This window comes from Acidovorax sp. Root219 (assembly GCF_001428665.1).
In the GTDB taxonomy this organism is placed as follows: Bacteria; Pseudomonadota; Gammaproteobacteria; order Burkholderiales; family Burkholderiaceae_C; genus Acidovorax.
Window position 1 is genome coordinate 342,620 of sequence record NZ_LMIJ01000011.1, and the last position, 21,628, is coordinate 364,247.

The 21,628-nt window shown below is 68.0% G+C and carries 24 protein-coding genes; 12 read left to right on the forward strand and 12 right to left on the reverse strand.

Going from position 1 to position 21,628, the window contains the following annotated elements; genetic code table 11:
* Window positions 1-127: 127 nt before the first annotated feature.
* Window positions 128-574 carry a hypothetical protein gene (locus ASE28_RS12320; protein ID WP_057200337.1) on the reverse strand — a complete coding sequence of 149 codons (447 nt, stop codon included), beginning with the start codon at window positions 572-574 and terminating at the stop codon, window positions 128-130.
* A 271-nt stretch (window positions 575-845) separates the two neighbouring features.
* Here ASE28_RS12320 and ASE28_RS12325 point away from each other — a divergent pair, with 271 nt between their 5' ends.
* Window positions 846-1,307: a hypothetical protein gene (locus ASE28_RS12325; RefSeq protein WP_057266789.1), complete on the forward strand. Its 462-nt coding sequence runs from the start codon at window positions 846-848 to the stop codon at window positions 1,305-1,307.
* Between the two features lie 63 nt (window positions 1,308-1,370).
* Here the strand turns inward: ASE28_RS12325 and ASE28_RS12330 are convergent, their stop codons facing one another.
* The 8 genes from ASE28_RS12330 to ASE28_RS12365 form a co-directional block, all read right to left on the reverse strand.
* The gene (locus ASE28_RS12330) at window positions 1,371-2,168 is read right to left on the reverse strand and encodes an amino acid ABC transporter ATP-binding protein (protein ID WP_057266790.1); all 798 of its coding nucleotides are present in this window, start codon (window positions 2,166-2,168) and stop codon (window positions 1,371-1,373) included.
* The gene (locus ASE28_RS12335; protein ID WP_057266791.1) at window positions 2,152-2,805 is read right to left on the reverse strand and encodes an amino acid ABC transporter permease; all 654 of its coding nucleotides are present in this window, start codon (window positions 2,803-2,805) and stop codon (window positions 2,152-2,154) included. The genes ASE28_RS12330 and ASE28_RS12335 overlap by 17 nt, the downstream gene beginning before the upstream one ends.
* Before the next feature lie 6 nt (window positions 2,806-2,811).
* Window positions 2,812-3,486 (reverse strand): amino acid ABC transporter permease, encoded by a 675-nt coding sequence (locus tag ASE28_RS12340; RefSeq protein ID WP_057266792.1) that lies wholly within the window; start codon window positions 3,484-3,486, stop codon window positions 2,812-2,814.
* A gap of 181 nt (window positions 3,487-3,667) precedes the next feature.
* On the reverse strand, window positions 3,668-4,483 hold the full coding sequence (locus ASE28_RS12345; protein ID WP_057266793.1) for a transporter substrate-binding domain-containing protein: 816 nt from the start codon (window positions 4,481-4,483) through the stop codon (window positions 3,668-3,670).
* Entirely contained in the window at window positions 4,480-5,271 is a 792-nt protein-coding gene (locus ASE28_RS12350; protein ID WP_057266794.1) for a GntR family transcriptional regulator, read from the reverse strand. Before ASE28_RS12350 ends, ASE28_RS12345 begins: the two co-directional genes overlap by 4 nt.
* 103 nt (window positions 5,272-5,374) lie before the next feature.
* Complete coding sequence (locus tag ASE28_RS12355) at window positions 5,375-6,883, reverse strand: carboxylesterase/lipase family protein (protein WP_057266795.1); 1,509 nt, start codon at window positions 6,881-6,883, stop codon at window positions 5,375-5,377.
* Window positions 6,880-7,881, reverse strand: a complete 1,002-nt coding sequence (locus ASE28_RS12360; RefSeq protein ID WP_057266796.1) for a tripartite tricarboxylate transporter substrate binding protein — start codon at window positions 7,879-7,881, stop codon at window positions 6,880-6,882. The genes ASE28_RS12355 and ASE28_RS12360 overlap by 4 nt, the downstream gene beginning before the upstream one ends.
* Complete coding sequence (locus ASE28_RS12365; RefSeq protein WP_057266797.1) at window positions 7,878-8,603, reverse strand: TetR/AcrR family transcriptional regulator; 726 nt, start codon at window positions 8,601-8,603, stop codon at window positions 7,878-7,880. The genes ASE28_RS12360 and ASE28_RS12365 overlap by 4 nt, the downstream gene beginning before the upstream one ends.
* A gap of 178 nt (window positions 8,604-8,781) precedes the next feature.
* Here ASE28_RS12365 and ASE28_RS12370 point away from each other — a divergent pair, with 178 nt between their 5' ends.
* The 3 genes from ASE28_RS12370 (at window position 8,782) to ASE28_RS12380 (ending at window position 11,863) form a co-directional block, all read left to right on the forward strand.
* Window positions 8,782-10,206 carry an FAD-binding oxidoreductase gene (locus tag ASE28_RS12370; RefSeq protein WP_057267284.1) on the forward strand — a complete coding sequence of 475 codons (1,425 nt, stop codon included), beginning with the start codon at window positions 8,782-8,784 and terminating at the stop codon, window positions 10,204-10,206.
* Between the two features lie 134 nt (window positions 10,207-10,340).
* A complete protein-coding gene (locus tag ASE28_RS12375) occupies window positions 10,341-11,090 on the forward strand; it encodes a hypothetical protein (protein ID WP_057266798.1) in 750 nt (249 codons plus the stop codon).
* A gap of 32 nt (window positions 11,091-11,122) precedes the next feature.
* Entirely contained in the window at window positions 11,123-11,863 is a 741-nt protein-coding gene (locus ASE28_RS12380) for a metallophosphoesterase (RefSeq protein ID WP_057266799.1), read from the forward strand.
* A 12-nt stretch (window positions 11,864-11,875) separates the two neighbouring features.
* On the opposite strand, the gene ASE28_RS12385 is transcribed toward ASE28_RS12380, so the two are convergent.
* Together ASE28_RS12385 and ASE28_RS12390 are read right to left on the reverse strand one after the other, a co-directional pair.
* A complete protein-coding gene (locus ASE28_RS12385) occupies window positions 11,876-12,220 on the reverse strand; it encodes an antibiotic biosynthesis monooxygenase (protein WP_057266800.1) in 345 nt (114 codons plus the stop codon).
* On the reverse strand, window positions 12,217-12,561 hold the full coding sequence (locus ASE28_RS12390; protein WP_057266801.1) for an NIPSNAP family protein: 345 nt from the start codon (window positions 12,559-12,561) through the stop codon (window positions 12,217-12,219). The genes ASE28_RS12385 and ASE28_RS12390 overlap by 4 nt, the downstream gene beginning before the upstream one ends.
* A gap of 116 nt (window positions 12,562-12,677) precedes the next feature.
* On the opposite strand from ASE28_RS12390, the gene ASE28_RS12395 reads away from it, so the two are divergent.
* Window positions 12,678-13,001 carry a YnfA family protein gene (locus ASE28_RS12395; RefSeq protein WP_057266802.1) on the forward strand — a complete coding sequence of 108 codons (324 nt, stop codon included), beginning with the start codon at window positions 12,678-12,680 and terminating at the stop codon, window positions 12,999-13,001.
* 4 nt (window positions 13,002-13,005) lie between these two features.
* Here the strand turns inward: ASE28_RS12395 and ASE28_RS12400 are convergent, their stop codons facing one another.
* Entirely contained in the window at window positions 13,006-13,851 is an 846-nt protein-coding gene (locus ASE28_RS12400) for a FadR/GntR family transcriptional regulator (RefSeq protein WP_057266803.1), read from the reverse strand.
* A 259-nt stretch (window positions 13,852-14,110) separates the two neighbouring features.
* On the opposite strand from ASE28_RS12400, the gene ASE28_RS12405 reads away from it, so the two are divergent.
* The 7 genes from ASE28_RS12405 to ASE28_RS12435 all read left to right on the forward strand — a co-directional run bounded on the left by ASE28_RS12405 (window position 14,111) and on the right by ASE28_RS12435 (window position 21,624).
* Entirely contained in the window at window positions 14,111-15,316 is a 1,206-nt protein-coding gene (locus ASE28_RS12405; RefSeq protein WP_057266804.1) for an ABC transporter substrate-binding protein, read from the forward strand.
* A gap of 200 nt (window positions 15,317-15,516) precedes the next feature.
* On the forward strand, window positions 15,517-16,377 hold the full coding sequence (locus ASE28_RS12410) for a branched-chain amino acid ABC transporter permease (RefSeq protein WP_057266805.1): 861 nt from the start codon (window positions 15,517-15,519) through the stop codon (window positions 16,375-16,377).
* An 8-nt stretch (window positions 16,378-16,385) separates the two neighbouring features.
* Window positions 16,386-17,384 carry a branched-chain amino acid ABC transporter permease gene (locus ASE28_RS12415; protein ID WP_057267285.1) on the forward strand — a complete coding sequence of 333 codons (999 nt, stop codon included), beginning with the start codon at window positions 16,386-16,388 and terminating at the stop codon, window positions 17,382-17,384.
* Entirely contained in the window at window positions 17,381-18,163 is a 783-nt protein-coding gene (locus ASE28_RS12420) for an ABC transporter ATP-binding protein (protein ID WP_057266806.1), read from the forward strand. The genes ASE28_RS12415 and ASE28_RS12420 overlap by 4 nt, the downstream gene beginning before the upstream one ends.
* On the forward strand, window positions 18,160-18,864 hold the full coding sequence (locus tag ASE28_RS12425) for an ABC transporter ATP-binding protein (protein ID WP_057266807.1): 705 nt from the start codon (window positions 18,160-18,162) through the stop codon (window positions 18,862-18,864). Before ASE28_RS12420 ends, ASE28_RS12425 begins: the two co-directional genes overlap by 4 nt.
* A gap of 37 nt (window positions 18,865-18,901) precedes the next feature.
* Entirely contained in the window at window positions 18,902-20,158 is a 1,257-nt protein-coding gene (locus ASE28_RS12430; protein ID WP_057266808.1) for a Zn-dependent hydrolase, read from the forward strand.
* Window positions 20,155-21,624, forward strand: coding sequence for a M81 family metallopeptidase (locus ASE28_RS12435; protein WP_057266809.1), 1,470 nt, complete (start codon window positions 20,155-20,157; stop codon window positions 21,622-21,624). Before ASE28_RS12430 ends, ASE28_RS12435 begins: the two co-directional genes overlap by 4 nt.
* Window positions 21,625-21,628 lie beyond the last annotated feature (4 nt).

Genomic DNA, 21,628 nt, shown 5'->3' on the forward strand with positions numbered 1-21,628 from the left:
GTGTCACGTCACTGCATGGAGAAAGAAGGTGCGGGTAGTGCGCCACCCGCCGGACGGGGCCGGTGGGCGGCACCCGCACCAGGGCGAGTGCCAGCCGCACCGGATTCATCTGCCGCGATGGCGGCGATCACTGGACCGTGGCGCGGCGGTTGGCAGCATCGATCTCGGCGGTGGAGACCAGACCGTTCTTGGCGCTGGACTGCATGCCGGCCCATGCGTCTGCATGGTAGCGGTCCCACTCGGCGCGCGAGACCATGCCATCACCGTTGGCGTCCATCAGGCGGGCGTTGGTCTTCTTTTCGGCATTGGCTGCCGCCTTGCCGCCGGCAGCGGTGGCATCGATTTCAGGGGCGGGAGCACCCTTGCCCATGCCGGCGGCGGGGTTGGCCACGGCGGCCGACGAGTTGGCCTTCTTGTTATCGACCTTGTTTTGTGCGGAAGTGGCGGCTGCGCCACCCGATGCGGACGGGCTCACTTCGGCAGGGGTCTTGCCCACGCCAGCGGGGGCCTGAGCCAGCGCGGCACTGCAGGCGAGAACGGCCAGGGAAGCGATGAGGGTGTGCTTGGTAGTCATGGAGAGTCCTTGTCAGAAGAAGAGCGTTGATTGCTCTGGGTCCATTGTTCAAGCACTCCGTGATCGGGCCTGTAGGACTTGCGCAGGGACTGGCGTGGGACTTCAAGCGCACGCGCGGCGCCAGGTCACAGCGCATTCGGCCGGGCGTCCTACACCAAGAGTTACACCGGGCAGGCAAATGTAGGCCCAGGCAACAGCAGGCAAAATGGCTGGCTGCCCACAGCCATCTGCGGTGCAATGGCGGCCTGTTCAACTTCGGAGCTCAGCACCCATGAAGACCCCAACGACCGTGAACACCCCATCGCGCAAAGCGGCCCATCCCTTCGATGCCAGCAGCGCTCTGCTGTTTGCAGTGCTCTCCATCGGCGCTTTCACTGCGGCGTCCACCGCCCATGCGCAAAGCGCCACCAACAACCCACCGCTGACCGCGCCTGCCAACAGCACCCGGCCTGCGGCACCGAGCCTGGGAGTGACCCCACCCATCCCGCACAGCGCCACGACCCCATCCCCCGCCCTGGCACCCCAGCTCGGCGGCACGGCCAGCTCCACCCAACAGGTGCAGAACTCGCAGGCCGGCGTCGCCTTTGCGCGAGCGGATGCCAACCGCGATGGCCAGCTGAGCCCGCAGGAGGCCGTGATGCTGCCGGCCATCAGCCAGAAGTTCGAGGCCCTGGACCGCAACAAGGACAAGTTCCTGTCGCTCGAAGAGTTTGCCCTGGCCGCCAAGTCCTGATCGACCCCACCTCCCCATTCATCCCAAAAGCACGCTGCGGCGTGCTTCTTTTTTGCCCGCCAATCAGTCGTGCAGCGACGAGAGGAACTGCTGCAGCTCGGGCGTCTTCGGGCTGCCGAAGAGTTCGGCCGGTGTGCCGGTCTCGTGCACGCGGCCCTGGTGCATGAAGACCACGCGGTCGCCCACCTTGCGCGCGAACGCCATCTCGTGCGTGACCATCATCAGCGTCATGCCTTCGAGCGCAAGCGACTCCACCACGCGCAGCACCTCACCCACGAGTTCGGGGTCCAGCGCCGAGGTGATCTCGTCGCACAGCAGCACCTGCGGCTCCATCGCCAGCGCACGGGCGATGGCCACGCGCTGCTGCTGGCCGCCCGAGAGCTGGTCGGGCATGGCGTCGAACTTCTCGGCCAGGCCCACGCGGGTGAGCAGCTGGCGCGCCTGCTCGGCGGCGGCCTTGGCGTCGCGCGCCTTGACCAGCGTGGGCGCCAGCATGATGTTGCGGCCCACGGAGAGGTGCGGAAACAGGTTGAAGTTCTGGAAGATCATGCCCACCTGCTGGCGCAGCGAGCGCATGGCGGTGGGGCTTTCGTGCATGAGCTTCTGGCCGTTGACGCTGAGCGCACCCTCCTGGAACACCTCCAGGCCATTGATGCAGCGCAGCAGCGTGCTCTTGCCCGAGCCGCTCTTGCCGATGATGGCGATCACCTCGCCGCGCTGCACCTTCAGATCGATGCCCTTGAGCACCTCGTTCGTGCCGTAGGACTTGCGCAGCGCCGTGATGTCCACGATGGGGCGGCCGGGCAGCACATCGGCAGGGGCTGCGGTGGCAGGCGTGGTGGTGTCAGTGCCGGTTGCCATGGAGTTTCCTTTCGAGGGACTGCGCCACCAGGCTCACCGGGAAGCACAGCGCAAAGTACATGAGGGCCACGCAGGCGTAGACCAGGAAGGGCTTGTAGGTGGCGTTGGAGATCATGCTGCCGGCCTTGGTCAGCTCCACGAAGCCGATCACGGAAGCCAGCGCCGTGCCCTTGATCACCTGCACCAGAAAGCCCACCGTGGGCGGCACCGCGATGCGCAGCGCCTGCGGCAGCACCACATGGCGCAGCTGCTCGCGGAAGTTGAGCGCCAGGCTTTGCGCGGCCTCCCACTGCCCCTTGGGGATGGACTCCACGCAGCCGCGCCAGATCTCGGTGAGGTAGGCGCTGGTGTAGAGCGTGAGTGCAAAGGCCGCCGCTGTCCACGGCGAGGTCTTGATGCCGAACAGCGCGATGCCGAAGTAGGCCAGGAACAGCTGCATCAGCAACGGCGTGCCCTGGAAGACCTGAACATAGGCGTTGATGGCCCGCTGCGCACCGCGCAGCTTGGACAGGCGCAGCACCAGCAGCGCCATGCCGACGAGGCCGCCACCAATGAAGGCGATCAGCGAGAGGCTCACCGTCCAGCGCGCGGCGCCCAGCAGGTTGCGCAGGATGTCCCAGATCGAAAACTCAACCATGGCGGATTACCTCCCCACGAGGAAACGCGCGCCCACCCATACCAGCAGGCGCCGGGTGAGCATGGACAGCGCCAGGTACACGATGGTGGCCACGATGAAGGCCTCGAACGCGCGGAAGGTGTTGCTGGAGATCAGATTGGCGGCGTAGCTCAGCTCCGGCGTGGAGATCTGCCCGCACACAGCCGAGCCCAGCATGACGATGATGATCTGGCTCACCATCGAGGGCCACACCTTCTGCAGTGCGGGCGGCAGCACCACCCGGCGGAAGGTCTGGCCGGGGGTGAGCGCCAGGCTGGCGGCGGCCTCCACCTGGCCGCGCGGCGTGGCCTCGATGCCGGCGCGGATGATCTCGGACGAGTAGGCGCCGAGGTTGATCACCATGGCCAGCACCGACGCGAGCTCGGGAGAGAGCTTGAGCCCCAGCGCCGGCAGCCCGAAGAACAGGAAGAACAGCTGCACGATGAACGGCGTGTTGCGCACCAGCTCCACGTACGCGGCCACCACCCAGCGCAGCGCCGCCGGGCGCGGACCCAGGTTGCGCGAGCGCGCCCAGGCGCAGGCCGTGCCCAGCAGCAAGCCCAGCACCGTGCCCACCACGGTGAGCCCTATCGTCCAGGCCACGCCGCGCAGCAGTAGAGGCCACTGCGAGAAAACGGCAGAGAAATCCAGTTGGATGAGCATGGTGTGCCTACCCCGCCGCGCTCATCGCGCGGCAGGCCTGTGCAGGAAGGAGTCTATGGAATGCGCCTGGAAGAGCGGTTGAGAAAACTCAGCGAAGCGGTTCTGGCTAGGCGCTGCGTCGCAGGCAGTACGCTAGTACGACAAGACGCAGCAACAACGCCAGAAGAGTTTTATCAATCGCTTACTGCGGCAGGTCGCCTGCTGGGCGGCCCAGCCACTTGCTGGACAGCTTGTCGATGTCGCCGGACTTCCTGGCCTCGGCGATGATCTCGTTCACGCGCAGGCGCAGCTTGTCCTCGCCCTTGGCCACGCCAATGAAGTTGGGGCTGTCCTTGAGCAGCAGCTTGTACTCGGTGGCCAGGTTGGGGTTCTTGACCATGATGGTGCCGGCCGTCGATGCGCTGGTGGCAATCGCCTGCGTCTGGCCCGATACGAAGGCCGAGATGCTGGCGGCATGGTCCTCGAAGCGCTTGACGTCCACGCCGGCGGGCGCGACCTTGGCCAGCTCCTGGTCTTCCATGGCGCCGCGCGTCACGGCCACCGACTTGCCGGTCAGGTCGGCAAAGCTCTTGATCGACAGGCTCTTGCTCGCGAACACGGCCTGGAAGAACGGCGCGTAGGCGGCGGTGAAGTCGATCACCTTCTCGCGCTCGGGGTTCTTGCCCAGGGTGGAGATGACGAGGTCGGCCTTCTGCGTCTGCAGGTAGGGGATGCGGTTGGCACTGGTCACCGGGATCAGCTCGACCTTCACGCCCATCTTGGCGGCAATGTAGTTGGCCATCTCCACGTCCAGGCCCTGGGGCTTGAGGTCGGTGCCAACGAAGCCGTAGGGCGGGTAGTCGGTGGGGATGGCGATCTTGATTTCCTTGGCCTTGAGGATGTTGTCCAGCGCGTTCTGCGCATGCGCGGCGGGCGCCAGCAGCGCGGCCGACAGGCCGGCGGCGGCCAGCAGGCCCAGGGTGGAACGGCGGGTGGTGGCACGGGCACGGATGGTCATAGCAGGGCTCCTAGGTAGGTGGATGCGTCGTCGGACGGTGGGGGAACAGATTTCTTGGCGGCCGCCTTGCGCGGGGCGCGGCCTTTGACATTCACGGCAGCCTCGGGCGCGGCAGCACTCTTGCGCACGGGCGCCAGCGCATCGCGCAGCTCGGCCAGCGGGTCGTGGGCCGCCTGCAGGCGCAGGGCGTCCTGCACGGTGCCGATGTGTTCGGACATCAGGGCCTCGGCGCGGGCGATGTCGCCGGCCTCCAGCGCCTCGACGATGCGCACGTGGTCGGCGCACGATTGAGCCGCGTCGTGCGAGGACTGGTAGAGCATGGCGATCAGCGTGGTGCGCGCCGTGAAGTCGCGCAGCGTGTCGGCCAGCAGGCTGTTGCCCAGGCACTCGGCCAGGCAGACGTGAAAGTCCCCCAGCAGAAAGCTGCGTGCCCCCACGTCGCTGCCGGCCAGGGCCGCCTTCTCGCGCTGCAGGTGGTTCTTGAGCTGGCGCACGGCCGCCTTGTCCACCGACTTGAGCTGGTGCAGCAACCCGAGCTCGATCACGCGGCGCGCCTCGAAGGCCTCGCGCGCCTCGTCCTCGGACGGTTCGATCACGTACCAGCCGCGGCGCGCGCTGACGGTGACGATGCCGCGCGTGGACAGCCGCGTGAGCGCCTCGCGCACGATGGTGCGGCTGCAGTCGAACAGCATGGCCAGCTGCTGCTCGCCCAGGCGCGAGCCCGGGGCCAGCTTCTGGGCCATCACGGCTTCGATGATGCGGTTGCTGATGTCGGTGGCGGAGGTCATTGACACCACCTTTGCAGCTTCCGTGCCAACTGGTATACAAGCAAAATGCACCAGCTTGGCGCACCACCGGATTGTCCGAGTCGTGGCCTGCCCCGTCGGAGTGCTAGAGAATGCCCTCCCAGACGCACCAGTGAGCGGCTGCTGGATCTGGCACGCACCGGGATGGCACATTGAAGTGCATGGCCCATGGCGCCGCTTGCGCATGGGCCGGCCATCCCGGGTCGCCACTGGTTGCAAAGCGCACCCAGGCACCGTGCATGGCGTCCGACAGTGCCTGCGGTGCGCAAGCGCCCGTGAATTCCAGCCCCTGCGCGGAGTGCAGGTTGCCAAACACAAAGGGCAGCTCCACCGCATGGGCCGCGCCCAGCCGCCCACGCCACTGGGGCGACCTCCAGCCGAATTGGTACAGATACGCCTTCACGCCCAGGGCGCCGGCCATGGAGGCGATGCGGTGCGCGGGAACGCGGTAGTAATAGTCCGACTGCACAGCGCACAGCAGCTCGCCCGGGGTGGTGGCGCCCTGCCCTGCAGCCGCCGCATAGGCCTGCAGCCCATTGGCCGGCAAGCCCACGGCATCGGCAAAGGACTGCAGCTGCGCGCCCGTCACGCGGTCCACCGCGCCACCGGGCACGTGGTACAGGCGCATCTCATCGGCATTGCTGCCCACCATTACCTGCAGGCTGGGCAGTGCACATGCCCAGGCATGCTGCATGGCCTGCAAGGGCGGCGCAGGCAGCACCGTGCCATCCACCACAGGCCGCAGCGGAAAGAAGTTGCGCCCGTCAATGCCATGCTGCAGCCGCAGGGCCGGCTCCGCAGCCAGGCGGTGCACGGCGTGCAGCACCGCAGGCAGCGGCGCTGCCGCCAACGCATCGCGCGTGGGTGCCACCCCCACCAGCGCTGCGATGGCCATGCGTACCGCAGCCGCGTCTGCCAGGTCCTGGCAGGCGATGCTCGGGCTTTGCAGGATGGCGCGCTGGAACAGCCCCTGCGCCACCGACATGCCCAGCAGGCACGCCAGGGCACCGGCACCTGCGGACTGGCCGAACACCGTCACCCGCGCCGGGTCACCGCCAACGGCGTGGATGTGGTCCTGCACCCATTTCAGGGCAGCCACCTGGTCGAGCAGGCCGCGGTTGGCTGTCGCGTCCTGCACATGCAGAAAACCATCCACCCCCAGGCGGTATTGCAGCGACACGAACACGATGCCCTGGCGCGCAAATGCTGCACCGTCATACAAGGGATCGCTGGCGCTGCCGCGAAAGAACCCGCCGCCATGCACCCACACCATCACCGGCAGGTGCTCGCCGGCCCCTGCCTCAGGCGCCCAGATATTCAGTGCCAGGCAGTCTTCCCCGCCCTGCACTGGCGCACCGGCCAAGGCGGCCCGGGCCAACTGCGGCGCCATGGGCGCAAAGGCCACGGCATCGCGCACGCCGCTCCAGGCCGGCACGGCCACAGGCGGCAGAAAGCGGCGCGCTCCGTACGGCGCCAGTGCATAGCGCACCCCCCGGAACACGCGCAGACCGGACTCCCAGACCCCGCGCAAGCGGCCACCGTGCGCAAGCACGGCCTCGGGCGCCGCGGGCCGGATCGGTGCGTGCAGCGTCATTCCGTGGCCAGGCCCAGCTTGTCGATCAGAGGGCGCCACACGGCAGCATCGCGGGCAGCCCAGGCGCGCGCATCGCCGGGGGTGGATCCCGTGAGTGTCACGTTCATGGTCTCCAGGCGGGACTTGTACTGGGCATCGCTGCGGCATTTGTCCGTCACCGCATTGAGCTTGTTGAGCAAGTCCGGCGGTGTCCCTGCCCGGGCCACCACCGCAATCCACGAGGGCCGCGCCAGGTCGCCGGCTGCGGGCAGGGCTTCGGCGATGGTGGGCACGTCAGGTAGCTGCGGTGTGCGCTGGGCAGCAAACAGGGCCAGCGGCACCAGCTTGCCGGCCTTGACCTGCGCGGTGGCCGTGCCGATCACCAGGGTCATCGCATGGATCTGCTGGCCCATCAGCGCCGTGAGGCCCGCACCCTCGCCGACAAAGGGGACATGGGTGGCTGGCACACCCATGCGGTCCATGAGGGCGGTGGTGAGCAGGTGCGCAGGGCTGCCCTTGCCCGGTGAGCCGAAGTTGAGCCCGCCCGGAGTGGCACGCGCCAGCTTCTCCAGGTCGGCCAGGCGGGTGATACCCTGCCCTGACGGCACGGCGAGCACGAGCGGTGAGGTGCCCAGGACGGAAACGCCATCAAAGTCGCGCAAAGGGTCGTAGGGCTGCTGCCTGTACACATACGGCGTGATGGACATCTGCGACATGCCGATGCTCATCAGGCTGTAGCCATCGGCTGGCTGGGCCTTGAGGTAGTTGACCGCCAGGATGCCATTGGCCCCGGGCTTGTTCTGCACCACCACGGCCTGGCCCAGCTCGCGGGCGGCGCAGTCAGCCCATACGCGGGTCATGGCGTCCGAGCCACTGCCGGGAGGCTGTTGGGCAATGATCTGGATGGGCTTGGAGGGGTAGGCACCCGGTTGCGCACCGGCAGCCGTGGCCACTGCCAGGCACGCAGCGGCCATCAGCACGCGCGGTGAAGCCGGTGAATGCAGATACTGCACAGTCATGGTTTGTCTCCTGTCGTTGGTGTCTTGGTACGCGCTGTGCGCTGGCGGCTGCGGGCCTTGCCGCCGCCACCTTCCTCCTGGCAGCGGGCGGCAATGAGGCCCGCCAGGCATTCGAGCTGTGCGATGTGGGCAGCCTTGTGTGCAGGGCCATCCACCACAGGGGTGAACAACTGCAGCAGGCCCAGGCCGCGCAGTGTGGAAAACACAAGGCCCAGGAAAGCCTCGCGGTCTGCATGGCCAGTGAGTTCGGGGAACGTGTCGAAGAAGCCTGCGCGCATCTGCGCATTGAGCGTGGAGCGCAGCGCGGCGATGTGCGTCAGCACTTCGGGCTGGTTGCGGCAGCCCAGGTAGATGTTCCAGGCCACGATGAAGCGTGGCTGGGCATAGACCAGGTTCCATGCGGCATGCACGAATTGCGCAGCGCGTTGCGGCGGCGCGAGCGCGGCGGCTGGCCACAGCTGGCCGTCCTGGCGGCCTGAGTCGATCAGCTCGCTGAGCACCCGCATCATCAGCACGGCCTTGGACTCGAAGTGGTGCTGCACGGCCCCTGAAGTCATGCCGGCCGAGCGGGCCAGCTCGTGGATGGACATCTCCTCGAAGCTCTTGCTCTGGATCACATCGATGGCGGTGGCGATCAGGTGCTGGCGCGTGGCGGCACTGCGCTCGGCATGCGTGCGCCGGGGGGTGGCGGCTTGCGGCTGGATGGGCGGGGACTTGCTCATTGCTTGATCACAATATACATTTCGAACGTAATGTAAATGCCCAGGTGCGAGGCGGCATCGGTGCATACCCGGGTGCATCCGCGCCGCATTCAGGGATGTGCGGCGCACAGGCACACGCCCCGGACCATGCCACCCTAAAATGACCGAAGCACCACTGCCCACGCACGGAGACAAACCCATGAACGCCCCCACCGCCGCCTCGCACCTGCTGCCCGAGATCCACCTGCGCGAGGTGCCCCCGGCGCTGATCGACGCGCTGCAGGCCCGTTTCGGCGCCCGCTGCTCCCTGGCCCAGGCCGTGCGCGAGCAGCATGGGCGCGACGAAGGCTCGCTGCAGGCGCCACCGCCCTCGGCCGTGGTGTTTGCCGAAAGCACGCAGGACGTGGCCGATGCCGTGAAACTGGCCAGCCAGTACGAGGTGCCGGTGATCCCCTACGGCGCCGGCTCCTCGCTCGAAGGCCACCTGCTGGCCGTGCAGGGCGGCATCAGCATCGACGTGAGCCGCATGAACCAGGTGCTCAGCATCGATGCCGAGGACCTCACGGTGACGGTGCAGCCCGGCATCACGCGCAAGGCGCTCAACGACGCGATCAAGGACACAGGCCTGTTCTTCCCCATCGACCCGGGTGCGGACGCCAGCATCGGCGGCATGAGCGCCACGCGCGCCAGTGGCACCAACGCCGTGCGCTACGGCACCATGCGCGAGAACGTGCTGGCACTGGAGGTGGTGACCGCCAGCGGCGAGGTCATTCACACCGGCACGCGCGCCAAGAAGAGCAGCGCCGGCTACGACCTCACGCGCCTGATGGTGGGCAGCGAGGGCACCTTGGGCATCATGACCCAGATCACCGTGCGCCTGTACCCGCTGCCCGAAGCCGTGTCGGCCGCGATCTGCTCGTTCCCGAGCATCGAGGCGGCCGTGCGCACCACCATCCAGACCATCCAGCTCGGTGTGCCGATCGCGCGCGTGGAGCTGATCGACCACCACACGGTGCGCATGGTCAACGCCCACAGCAAGCTCGGCCTGCGCGAGGAACCCATGCTGCTCATGGAGTTCCACGGCTCGCCGTCGAGCGTGAAGGAGCAGGCCGAGACCGTGCAGGAGATCGCCAGCGAGTTCGGTGGCAATGCCTTCGAGTGGGCCAGCACGCCCGAGGAACGCACGCGCCTGTGGACCGCACGGCACAACGCCTACTTCGCTGCCGTGCAGAGCCGCCCCGGCTGCCGCGCCATCAGCACCGACACCTGCGTGCCCATCAGCCGCCTGGCGGACTGCCTGCTCGATTCGGTGGCCGAGGCCGAGGCCAGCGGCATCCCCTACTTCCTCGTGGGCCACGTGGGCGACGGCAATTTCCACTTCGGCTACCTGCTGGACCCGAACATCCCCGAAGAGCGCGTGACCGCCGAGGACCTGAACCACAAGCTCGTGGCGCGTGCCCTGGCCCTGGGCGGCACCTGCACCGGCGAGCACGGCATAGGCCTGCACAAGATGGGCTTTCTGCTCGACGAGACCGGAGCCGGCGCGGTGGGCATGATGCGCGCCATCAAGCGCGCGCTGGACCCGAAGAACATCCTGAACCCGGGCAAGATCTTCGCGCTGTGATGGCGGCCGTGAGGTCGTTGCCCCGAACGCGGCCTGGTTTGCGGGCATAAGTCACACAATCGTGCAGGGCGTGGCTTGCGTTGCGCCCGGGCTGCCGTATCGTGGCCGGTCCCCGGCCTCTTGCTTCGCCTGCCATGCACACCACCATCCGCCCCCTGGTCCTTGCCATCGCCCTCGTGGGCAGCCTATTTTTTGGCGCCCTGTTCGCGGTGTCCCTGGCCCGGCCGACCTGGGTGGAGCACCAGGCCCGGGAGCTGATCCGCCAGCAGATCGAGCGCAAGACCGGCGAGAAGATCGCGGCGCTGGACGCACGCTTTCTCGATGGCAAGGCACGCGCCCTGCTGCATGACCGTGAGCGCGAAATCGCCGCTGTGCGCGGGGCACTCACCCACGGCCTGCCCGCACGCATCGCAGCCATCGCCGCCGAGATGGGCATACCCGAATGCGCGTGCCGCCGGCGCGCCACCGAGCGCATGGCGCTCAAGCTTGGCACCCTGCAGCAGATGCAGGCGCAGCTCTCAGACCTCATCCGCACGCAGTACCTGGAGACGGCCGGCAAGCTGCTGCGCGAGCTGCGCATCTTCAGCGGTGCGAATGCGCTGGCCTTTGCCCTGCTGGGCGTGGCGGCGCTCAGGCGCCCCGCCGCCCGGCTGCAGCTGTTGCCCGCTGCGGCCACCCTGCTGCTGGCCACCGCTGCTGCCAGCGCGGCCTACCTGTTCGGGCAGAACTGGCTGCACACCATCGTCTTCGGCGACTATGTGGGCTGGGCGCTGCTGGGCTATATTGCACTGGTCTATGCATGGCTGTGCGACCTGCTGTTCAACCGCGCCCAGGTGACCGCCCATTTGCTCAGCAGCGCCGGCGGCAGCGTGTCCCCCTGCTGACGGCTCAACCGCCACCCCACGCCCCCCATTCCATGCGCATCGCTTTTGTCTCCGACATCCACGGCAACCTCGCGGCTCTCGAAGCCGTGGCGGCGGACATTGCCCGGCGCGGCGCCGACCGGGTGGTGAACCTGGGCGACAACCTTTCGGGCCCGCTGCTGCCGCGCGAGACGGCGCAGTGGCTCATGGCCTCGGACTGGCTGTCGCTTGCGGGCAACCACGAGCGCCAGGTGCTGCAATTGTGCCCCGGCCACGGCGGCGCATCGGACCAGTACGCGCATGCGCAGCTCACCGAAGCGGAGTTCACCTGGATGCGCAGCCTCACCCACACCCTGCGCCTGGACGAGGGCGTGCTGCTGTGCCATGGCTCGCCGCGCAGCGACCACGAATACCTGCTCGAAACGCTGGACGGCTCCACGGTGCGTGCCGCCATCCCGGCAGAGATCGACGAGCGCCTGGCGGGCCAGTACGCACCGCTGATCGCCTGCGGCCACACGCATGTGCCGCGCCAGGTGCGCCTGGGTGCCGGTGTGCTGCTGCTCAACCCCGGCAGCGTGGGCCTGCAGGCCTACGACGATGACCACCCCGTTGCCCACAAGGTGGAGAACGGCACGCCTGACGCGCGCTACGCCATCGCGGAGTTGACTGGGCGGGGCTGGGCTGTGGAGCACCACCTGGTGCCCTACGACCACGAATCCATGGCCGTGCTGGCCGATCGGAACGGTCGGCCCGGGTGGGCGCACGCCCTGCGCACCGGCCTCATGCCGGTGTGAGGGCTGCGGTTTTCAGCCGTGCACCGCGCGCGAATCGCCAGGCGCCTGCGCCCGGTCGTTCATGCCGTAGTCGCGCACCACCGCCGCCACGCGCAGGCGGTAGTCGGCAAACACATGGTCGCGCCCGGCCGCCTGGGTGCTGCGGTGCGCCTCCTGCTGGCGCCATCGGGCCACGGCCTCTTCATCGCGCCAGAAGGACAGCGACAACAGCTTGCCCGGCGTGGCCAGGCTCTCGAAGCGCTCGATAGAGACAAAGCCGTCGGTCTGCGCGAGCAGGGGCTTCAAGGCCGCTGCCGCATCCAAATAGGCGCCGCGCTGGCCGGGCACGGGCGTCACCTCGAAGATCACGGCCATCATGGCGTGGGCCCCTGCGCATGGGCTGGCAGGCCCAGCGTGCCTTCCACCCCCTGGGTGAACGTGCGCTCCTCGCGCAGGATGAAGCGCTTTTCCTGCGCGAAGGTGAAATTGGCGCGGCCCTCGGCATCGCTGCGCAAGCGCGCGCGGTAGGCCTCGTAGGCGGCCAGCGAGTCGAAGCCGATCAGGCCCCAGGCCTCGTAGTTGCTGCCCTCGTGCGGCAGGAAGTAGCCCAGCAGGTGGCCGCCGCAGCGCGGGATGATCTGGCCCCAGCGCCGCGCGTACTCGGCAAAGCTGTCGCGCTGGAAAGGGTCGATTTCGTAGCGGATGAAGCAGGTGATCATGGTGGTCAATGCCGTGTGGTGAAACAGGCTTCACGATAGGCGCTTGACCACCCCGGATGCTTCGCCCACCATCGAAGCGTCATGACCCAAATCGCCCTGCCGCCCCTGCCCTCCGCATGAAGACCCTGCTGCTGTTCATCGCCACCGCGCTGGCCGAGATCGTGGGCTGCTACCTGCCTTACCTGTGGCTCAAGCAAGGCAAGCCCATGTGGCTGCTGCTGCCCGCGGCCGCCAGTCTGGCGCTGTTCGCCTGGCTGCTGACCCTGCACGACACGGCGGCCGCCGGCCGGGTGTATGCCGCCTATGGCGGCGTCTACATCGGCGTGGCGCTGGCCTGGCTCTGGGCGGTGGACCAGATCCGACCCACGGCCTGGGACATTGCCGGTGTGGCCGTGGCGCTGTGCGGCATGGCCATCATCATGTTTCAGCCAGCGCGCTGAGCTCCTACTCGCCAGCTTTCGGCTTGGTCGTCTTGGCGGCGGCTTTGGGCCGCACATGGGCCGAGCGCGGGCTGCGCAGGGTGTCGGCGTCCAGGATCAGCCGGCCCTGGATGCGCCCCTTCATGCGCTTGACGCTGCTGGCCGCGTCCTGCATGTGGCGCGCCATCAGCGTGCGCACGGTTTCCACGTCGCGCTTCCGCGCGGCCTGCACGATCTCGCGGTGGAAGTTGGCGTTGACCTCGCCGAAGCGCCGGTGCTCGGCCTTGGGCGTGCGGTTGCCGTAGACGATGAGCTGGCGCAGCATCTCGTTGATCAGCTCACAGTTGAAGCGCAGGAAGGGGTTCGGGTTGGCCGCCGCCAGGATGTCGTGGAAGTTCACGTCCTCGCGCCGCTGGCTGAGCATGTCCTCGCTGCTCGACGCGGGGTCGCAGCAGGCGATGGAATGCTCCAGCGCCTCGAAGTCGGCCTCGGTCAGGTGCGGCACGGCGCCGGCGGCCAGCTCGGGCTCCAGGAACTGGCGCACGGCATAGATGTTGTCGATGGTCACTTCCTGGAAGAATAGGTAGTTCTGCATGAACTGCAGGGTGCGGTCCAGCGGCACTTCGGCGATGGTGCCGCCGCCCGAGGGGCCGGTGGAGATGGTCACCAGCCCCTGCACCTCCAGCGACTTCAGGGCCTCGCGGATGGTGCCCTTGCTGACCTCGAACTGCGCCTGCAGCTCGCTCTCGCGCGGCAGGCGGTCACCCGGGCTCAGGTTCTTCTCGGTGATCAGGCGCTTGATCTCCTGCGCCACCAGGTCGGGGCGCTTGAGGGCTTTGAGCGGCTTCTGTGCGGACGGTTTGCTTGGCATGGATGGATTGTCGTTGCTCGGACGGATGCACACGCCGGTGCGCGGCAGGGGTGAAGTACCGCCCGTGGTGCAGTGTATGCACCGCATGGGGGCAGCGGGAGCGATGCAGGGTTTCCACGCACGGTGTTTATTCTATTTATCACTATAAATACGAGAAATGAGCGCCAACGACGCTCTGCAGCGGTGGCACGCCATGTGCTTTGCACAAGTCGTGCCCCGCTATCGGCCAGCCGGCCTCAACCCCTCCACAGGAGCCCCCATGCACCGTCGCCACCTCTTGCAACTCTCTGCCCTGGGCGCACTGCCCGCATCGCTGGGCCTGGCCCAGAGCGCCTGGGCGCAGGCCAGCGGCGCCATCCAGTTCGGCTGCCCGGTGCCCATGTCGGGCGCGTTCGCGGCCAATGGCAAGTTCGCGGACCTGGGCATGAAGCTGGCCATCGAGCAGTACGGCACCGTCCTCAAGCGCCCCCTGGCCTACACGGTGCTGGACACCGAAGGCAAGCCCGCCACGGCCGTGCGCAAGGTGCAGGAGTCCTCGCAGCAACAGGGCACGCGCTTCTTCGCGGGCGGCATCCTGTCGTCCGAATCGCTGGCCATGGGCAAAGAGGCCGAGAAGGCCGGTGGCATCTTCATCACCACCGCCGGTGCCGACGAGATCACGGGCAAGGACTGCAATGCCGCCACCTTCCGCTGGTCGGTGCCCACCTTCGGCGCCATCGAGCAGACGGTGCGCCCCCTGGCCGAGGCCCTGCCCAAGGCCAAGCGCTGGTACACCATCACGCCGCAGTACGTGTTCGGCGACGGCCTGCTCTCGGCGGCCAAGAACATCTTCAAGGAAAAGGGCCTGGAGCATGTGGGCAACAGCTACCACTCGCTGACCGAAAAGGAGTTCAGCGGCTACCTGACCAATGCCATGGCCGCCAAGCCCGACGTGCTGGTGCTGCTCAACTTCGGCTCGCAGTCGTCCGACGCGCTGCGCCAGGCGGTGAGCTTCGGCATGCACAAGAACATGACCATCCTGGTGGCCTGGGCCTCGGGGCTGGAGCAGTTCGAGTCGCTGGGCGCCGACCTGTGTGAGGGCGTGTACTTTGGCGCGCAGTACTGGCACACGGCCAATGCGCCGCTCAACCTGGACCTGGTCAAGCGCAGCAACGACAAGTTCAAGTCCAACCCCAACTACAGCCTGGCGGGCTCGTACATCTGCACCAAGCTCATGATCGACGGCATCATCAAGGCCGGCACGGTGGAGCCCAAGGCCGTGATCGCCGCCATGGAAGGCATGAAGTACCAAGGCCTGACGGGTGATGAAGAGATCCGCAAGGGCGACCACCAGGTGCTCAAGAACTACTACCTGCTCAAGGGCAAGGCCAAGGCGAAGATGGCCAACAAGGACGACTACGTGGATGTGGTCAGTTCGGGCAAGTCCTTCCTGCCCCTGGACCAGACCGGCTGCAAGCTCGCCTGATACGGATTTGCGTTCGACCAGCTAACGTCGTTGGAGAGCCTTGCCGTGCTAGCGCACTGTCCGCGGCTCACCGCCTAGTTATCTGGCCGAGCGCAAATCCGCGAGAACGCCAAAGTTCCTGGCCGCCCTCGCCATTGAAGCCACCTCTTTGCGGGCCGTGCCTGCGCGCCGCAAGTCCATCCCCCCCTCTCACCTCGCCCATGAACATCTACCTGCTACAGGCCATCAACGGGATCGGCATCGGCATGCTGTACTTCCTGCTGGCCGTCGGCCTGTCCATCGTGTTCGGCCTGCTGCGCTTCGTGAACTTCGCGCACGGGGCCTTCTACCTGCTGGGCGCCTACTTCTGCTTTCAGATGACGCGCTGGGGCCTGAGCTTCTGGCTGGCCCTGGCTGTGGTGCCCGTGCTCGTGGGCGCGCTGGGCTGGCTCACCGAGAAGCTCGTGCTGCGCCATGTGTACGCCAAGCCGCACGAGTTCCACATCCTCGTCACCGTGGGCCTGGCCTTGGCCATCCAGGAACTGGTGATCCTGCAGTGGGGGCCGCTAGGCGACAGCGTGCCGGTGCCCGACCTGCTGCAGGGCGTGGTCATGTGGGGCGGCATTGTCTACCCCAAGTACCGGCTGTTCGTGATCGGCTTCACCGCCGTGCTGGCCGTGGGCCTGTGGTATGTGCTCGAAGGCACGCGCCTGGGCAGCGCGGTGCGCGCGGGCAGTGAATCGACCGAGATGGTCTCGCTGCTCGGCATCAACGTGTTCCGCATCTTCAGCCTGGTGTTCGCGCTGGGCGCGGCCACCGCCGCGATTGCCGGCGTGCTCGCCGCCCCGATGCGCGGGGCCGAGCCCTTCATGGGCATCGAGGCGCTGGGCGTGGCCTTTATCGTGGTGGTGGTCGGGGGCATGGGCAGCTTCGCCGGCGCGCTGATCGGCGGCCTTTTGATCGGCATCGTGCAGAGCGTGATGAGCACGGTGTGGCCCGAGGGTGCGCGCCTGATGATCTACATCGCCATGGCCGCCGTGCTGCTGCTGCGCCCGCATGGCCTGCTGGGCCGCAAAGGATGAACACCACCATGACGACACTTCTGCGCAAGAATTTCCACCTGCTGCTGGCACTGGCCGTGGTGCTGGTGATGCCGCTGACCATGCAATCGGGCTCGCTGGCCAGCGAGGTGCTGATCTATGGCCTGGCCGCCATGGGCTGCAACCTGCTGCTGGGCCACACCGGGCTGCTGTCCTTCGGGCAGGGCATCTTCTTCGGGCTGGGCAGCTACACCATCGCCCTCACGCTCACGCGCTGGCCCCTGCCCATGCCGCTGGCCCTGGCGCTCGCCGTGGTGATCGGGGCGCTGGGCGCGGCCATCGTCGGCTGGGTGGCCATCCGCCAGCGTGGCACCTACTTCGTGATGCTGACGCTGGCCTTCGCGCAGATGTTCTACTTTCTCGCCTACTCAATGCCCGGCATCACGGGGGGCGACAACGGGCTGATGGACATCCCGCGCCCCTCGCTGGCCGTGGGTGGCTTCACGCTGTGGCCGCTGAATTCACCCTGGCAGTACTACGGCTTCGTGGCCACGGTGTTCCTGGTGGCCTTCTGGCTGCTGCAGAAGGTGTCGGCCTCGGTCTTCGGGCGCACGCTGCTGGCGGTGCGCGACAACGAGGAGCGTGCAGGCGCCATCGGCTACAACCTGCGCCTGCTCAAGCTGCAGGCCTTCGTGATCTCGGGCGCGGTGACGGGCCTGGCCGGCGCGCTGCACGCCATGATGACCGGCATCGCCCCGCTGGCGAATGCCGAATACCACACCAGCGAGATGATCCTGGTGATGACCGTGATTGGCGGCACGGGCAACCTGCTGGCCTCGCTGCTCGGCTCGGCCTTCTACCTGCTGCTGGGCGACTGGCTGTCCACCCTGTGGCCGCGCTGGCTGCTGATCCTGGGGGTGGTGCTGATGGTGGTCAGCCTGGGCATGCAGCGCGGCCTGTGGGGCCTGGGCGAGTCGGCCTGGAATCTGTTGCGCGGCAAGGGCCGTGGCGGCAAGACAGACGCCAGCACGCAAGGAGGCCAGGCATGAACACCGCAGCCTCTCCCATCCTGCTCGAAGCCGTGGGCGTGGAAAAGCGCTACGACAAGTTCGCCGCCCTCGCGGGCGTGGACCTCAAGGTGCGCGCGAACACGGTCCATTCGGTCATCGGCCCCAACGGCGCGGGCAAGACCACGCTGTTCCACATGCTCACGGGCACCAAGGCCGTGAGTGGCGGGCGCATCGTGTTCGACGGGCACGACGTGACGCACGAGCCCGACCACCGCCGCGTGCAGCGCGGCATGGCGCGCTCATTCCAGGTGACGAGCCTGTTCCTGACCCTGCCCGTGCGCGAGAACCTGCGCCTGGCGGCCCAGGGCACCGCGCCGCGCCATGCGCTCAACTGCTGGCATGCGCCGCAGGGCGCGCGCTCGCAGGCCGGGGTGGTGGCCAGCGTGCTCGCGCGCCTCGGCCTGGAGCGCCATGCCGACACGCCCGTGGGCAACCTCTCGCACGGCCAGCAGCGCCGGCTGGAGGTGGGCATGGCGCTGGCGGCGCGGCCCAAGGCGATCTTCCTGGACGAGCCCACCTCCGGCATGGGCATCGACGACCTGGATGACATGAAGCGGCTGATCCAGGGCCTCAAGGACGAGCACACCGTGGTACTCATCGAGCACAACATGAACATCGTGATGGACATCTCCGACACCGTGACGGTAATGCAGCAGGGCCGCGTGCTGGCCGAAGGGCATCCGCACGCGATCCGCAGCGACGACCGGGTGCGCAGCGCCTACCTGGGCAACATGATCACGGGGGGCAAGGCGGCATGACGATCCTCGACATCCAGGGCTTGCACGCCCACTACGGCAAGAGCCATGTGCTGCAGGGCGTGGACCTGCGCGTGGGCGACGGTGAGCTGGTCACCTTGCTCGGGCGCAACGGTGCCGGCAAGACCACCACGCTCAAGAGCATCTGCGGCGTGGTGCCGCCCACCCAGGGCCGCGTGCGCTTTGCGGGCGAAGAGGTGCAGGGCCTGGCCACGCACGCCATCGCCCAGCGCGGCGTGTGCCTGGTGCCCGAGCACCGCGGCATCTTCAAGCTGCTCACGGTGGAGGAGAACCTGCTGCTGGGCCAGCGCAAGCGCTCGCCGTGGCAGTTGCCGGACGTCTACCGCATCTTTCCGCGCCTCAAGGAGCGGCGCAGCAATGGCGGCGGCCAGCTCTCAGGCGGCGAGCAGCAGATGCTGGCCATCGGCCGCGCGCTGATGAATGCACCGCGCCTGTTGATGCTGGACGAGCCCGTGGAAGGCCTGGCGCCCGTGATCGTCGAGGAGATCGTGGCGCAGCTCAAGACCATCAAGGCCGCGGGCGTGGCCATTTTGCTGGTGGAGCAGAACCTGGAGGTCTGCACCCAGCTGGCCGACCGGCACTACGTGATCGAGCAGGGCGCCATCGTGCATGAGGCGGACAACGCCGCCTTCCTGGCCGACGACGCCATCAAGGACCGCTACCTCGGCGTGGGCCTCGCGTAGCGCCCCGCCCCATTTTTCAGGAAAGCTTACCGTGAACATGATGACCAACCCCTCTGCCCTGCTGCCGCGCGTGAACGGCGCGCGCCTGTGGCAATCGCTGATGGACCTGGCGCAGATAGGCGCCACGCCCAAGGGCGGCGTGTGCCGCCTGGCCCTGACCGCGCTGGACGGCGAAGGCCGCGACCTCTTCGTGCGCTGGGCGCGCGAGGCCGGCTGCAGCGTGCGCACCGACGCCATCGGCAATATCTTCGCGCGCCGCGCGGGCCGCAACGACGCCCTGCCCTCGGTGATGACCGGCAGCCACATCGACACCCAGCCCACGGGCGGCAAGTTCGATGGCAACTACGGCGTGCTGGCCGGCATCGAGTTGGTGCGCACCCTGAACGACCACGGTATCGTGACCGAAGCCCCCATCGAGGTGGCGGTGTGGACCAATGAAGAGGGCTCGCGCTTCGTGCCGGTGATGATGGGCTCGGGCGTGTTCGCCGGCGCCTTCACGCTCGACCATGCGCTGGCCCAACGCGACGCGCAGGGCACCAGCGTGGCCGAGGCACTGGCCGCCATCGGCTATGCCGGCGAAAGCGGCCCCACGCCGCCCGTGGGCGCATATTTCGAGGCGCACATCGAGCAGGGCCCGGTGCTGGAGGCCAATGGCTGCGTGATCGGCGTGGTGCAGGGTGCCCTGGGCCAGCGCTGGTACGACGTGACGGTGCAGGGCATGGAGGCGCATGCCGGCCCCACGCCCATGGCGCTGCGCCGCGATGCGCTGCTGGCCGCCAGCACACTGGTGGCCGAAGTGAACCGCATCGCCCTGGACCATGCGCCGCATGCCCGCGGCACGGTGGGCGTGCTGGAGGTGTTCCCGAGTTCGCGCAACGTGATCCCCGGCAGCGTGCGCATGACGGTGGACCTGCGTGCTGCCGACGACGCCGAGCTGCTGCAGATGGACGCCGAGCTGCGCGCCGCCTGCGAGCGCATCGGCACCGCCCACCGCACGCCCATCGCGGTGGAGCAGGTGGTGTACTTCCCGCCACAGCCGTTTGCGCCCGCGCTGGTCGAAGGCGTGCGCGCCGATGCCCAGGCCCTGGGCTACAGCGCGATGGACGTGGTCAGCGGTGCCGGGCACGACGCCGTGTACCTGGCGCGGCTGGCACCCACGGCCATGGTCTTCGTGCCCTGCGCCGACGGCATCAGCCACAACGAGATCGAGGACGCCGAGCCCGAGCACCTGGAAGCCGGCTGCAACGTACTGCTGCAGGCCATGCTGCGCAGCGCCCAGGTGGTGGCCGCATGAAGATCCTCATCGCCCGCCTGAACCACGAGACCAACACCTTCTCGCCCGTGCCCACGCCGCTGGAGGCGTTTTCGCCCACCTACGGCGAAGACGCCTTGCGCGACAACCTGGGCATGCGCACAGCCATGGCGGCCTTCATCGACCTGGCCCGGGGCCTGGGCGCCACACTGGTCACGCCGGTGTCGGCCATGTCCAACCCCAGCGGCCCGGTGCATGCCGCCGCCTACGACGAGCTGACCCGACGCATCGTCGAGGCGGCGCCGGGCTGCGATGCCATCCTGCTCGACCTGCATGGCGCCATGGTGGCCGAGAACAGCCCCGATGGCGAGGGCGACCTGCTCGAACGCGTGCGCGCAGCGGCGCCCGGCGTGCCCATCGGCGTGGCGCTGGACCTGCACGGCAACATCACGCCGAAGATGGTCGCCAACGCCGACGTCATGGTGGGCTTCAAGACCTACCCGCACATCGACATGTACGAGACCGGCGAGCATGCAGGGCGCCTGCTGCTGGCCATGCTGCAAGGCCAAGCACGCTACAGCGTGCGCTGGCACCAACTGCCCATGATGGGCCACACCCTGCGCAGCACCACGTTGCAGGGCGCCATGCTGCGCGCGGTGGACGCCGCGCGCGCAGCGGAGGCCGAGGGCGTGCCCGCGGTGTCGGTGTTCGCAGGGTTTTCGCTGGCCGACATCGAGGCGCCGTTCATGAGCGTGGTCGTCACCGGCCGCGCCGACGACCCCGAAGCCGCCCAGGCCGTAGCCGACCGCATTGCCGCCACCATCTGGCAGGAGCGCGCCGAGTTTGTCTACGACAGCGAGCCCCTGGCGCAGTCATTGCAGCGCGCGCAGACCCTGGCGCAAGGCGCCGAGCGCCCGGTGCTGCTGCTGGACCACAGCGACAACTGCATGTCCGGCGGCACCTGCGACTCCATGGATGTCTTGCAGGCCGCCCTCGCCGAGGGCCTGTCGGACATCGCCGTGGGCCCGCTGTGCGACCCCGAGGCGGTGGCCGAGCTGGTGGCTGCGGGCGTCGGTGCACAGGTCACCGTGCGCCTGGGCAACAAGGTGCCGCTCACCCAGCTCAACGTGGCCAAGGAGCCCGTGGCGCTGACCGGCACGGTGCGCGCCATCAGCGATGGCGAGTACACCGTGACCGGCCCCATCTACACCGGGCAGCGCTGCGCCATGGGGCGCACCGTGCTGTTCGACACCGGCAGCGCACGGATCGTGGTGACCGAGAAGACCCACGAGCCCTGGGACCTGGGCGTGTTCTCGTGCGTGGGGGTGGACCCCACGGCGCACCGCTTCGTGCTGCTCAAGTCGCGCATGTACTGCCGCCCGGTGTTCGTGCCGCTGTCGCACGCGCTGGTCGAATGCGACAGCCCCACGGGAGTGACCAGTTCCAACTACGCGCTGTTCCCGTTCAGGAACGTGCGCCGGCCGGTGTTCCCATTGGACGCGGTTTGAGGGA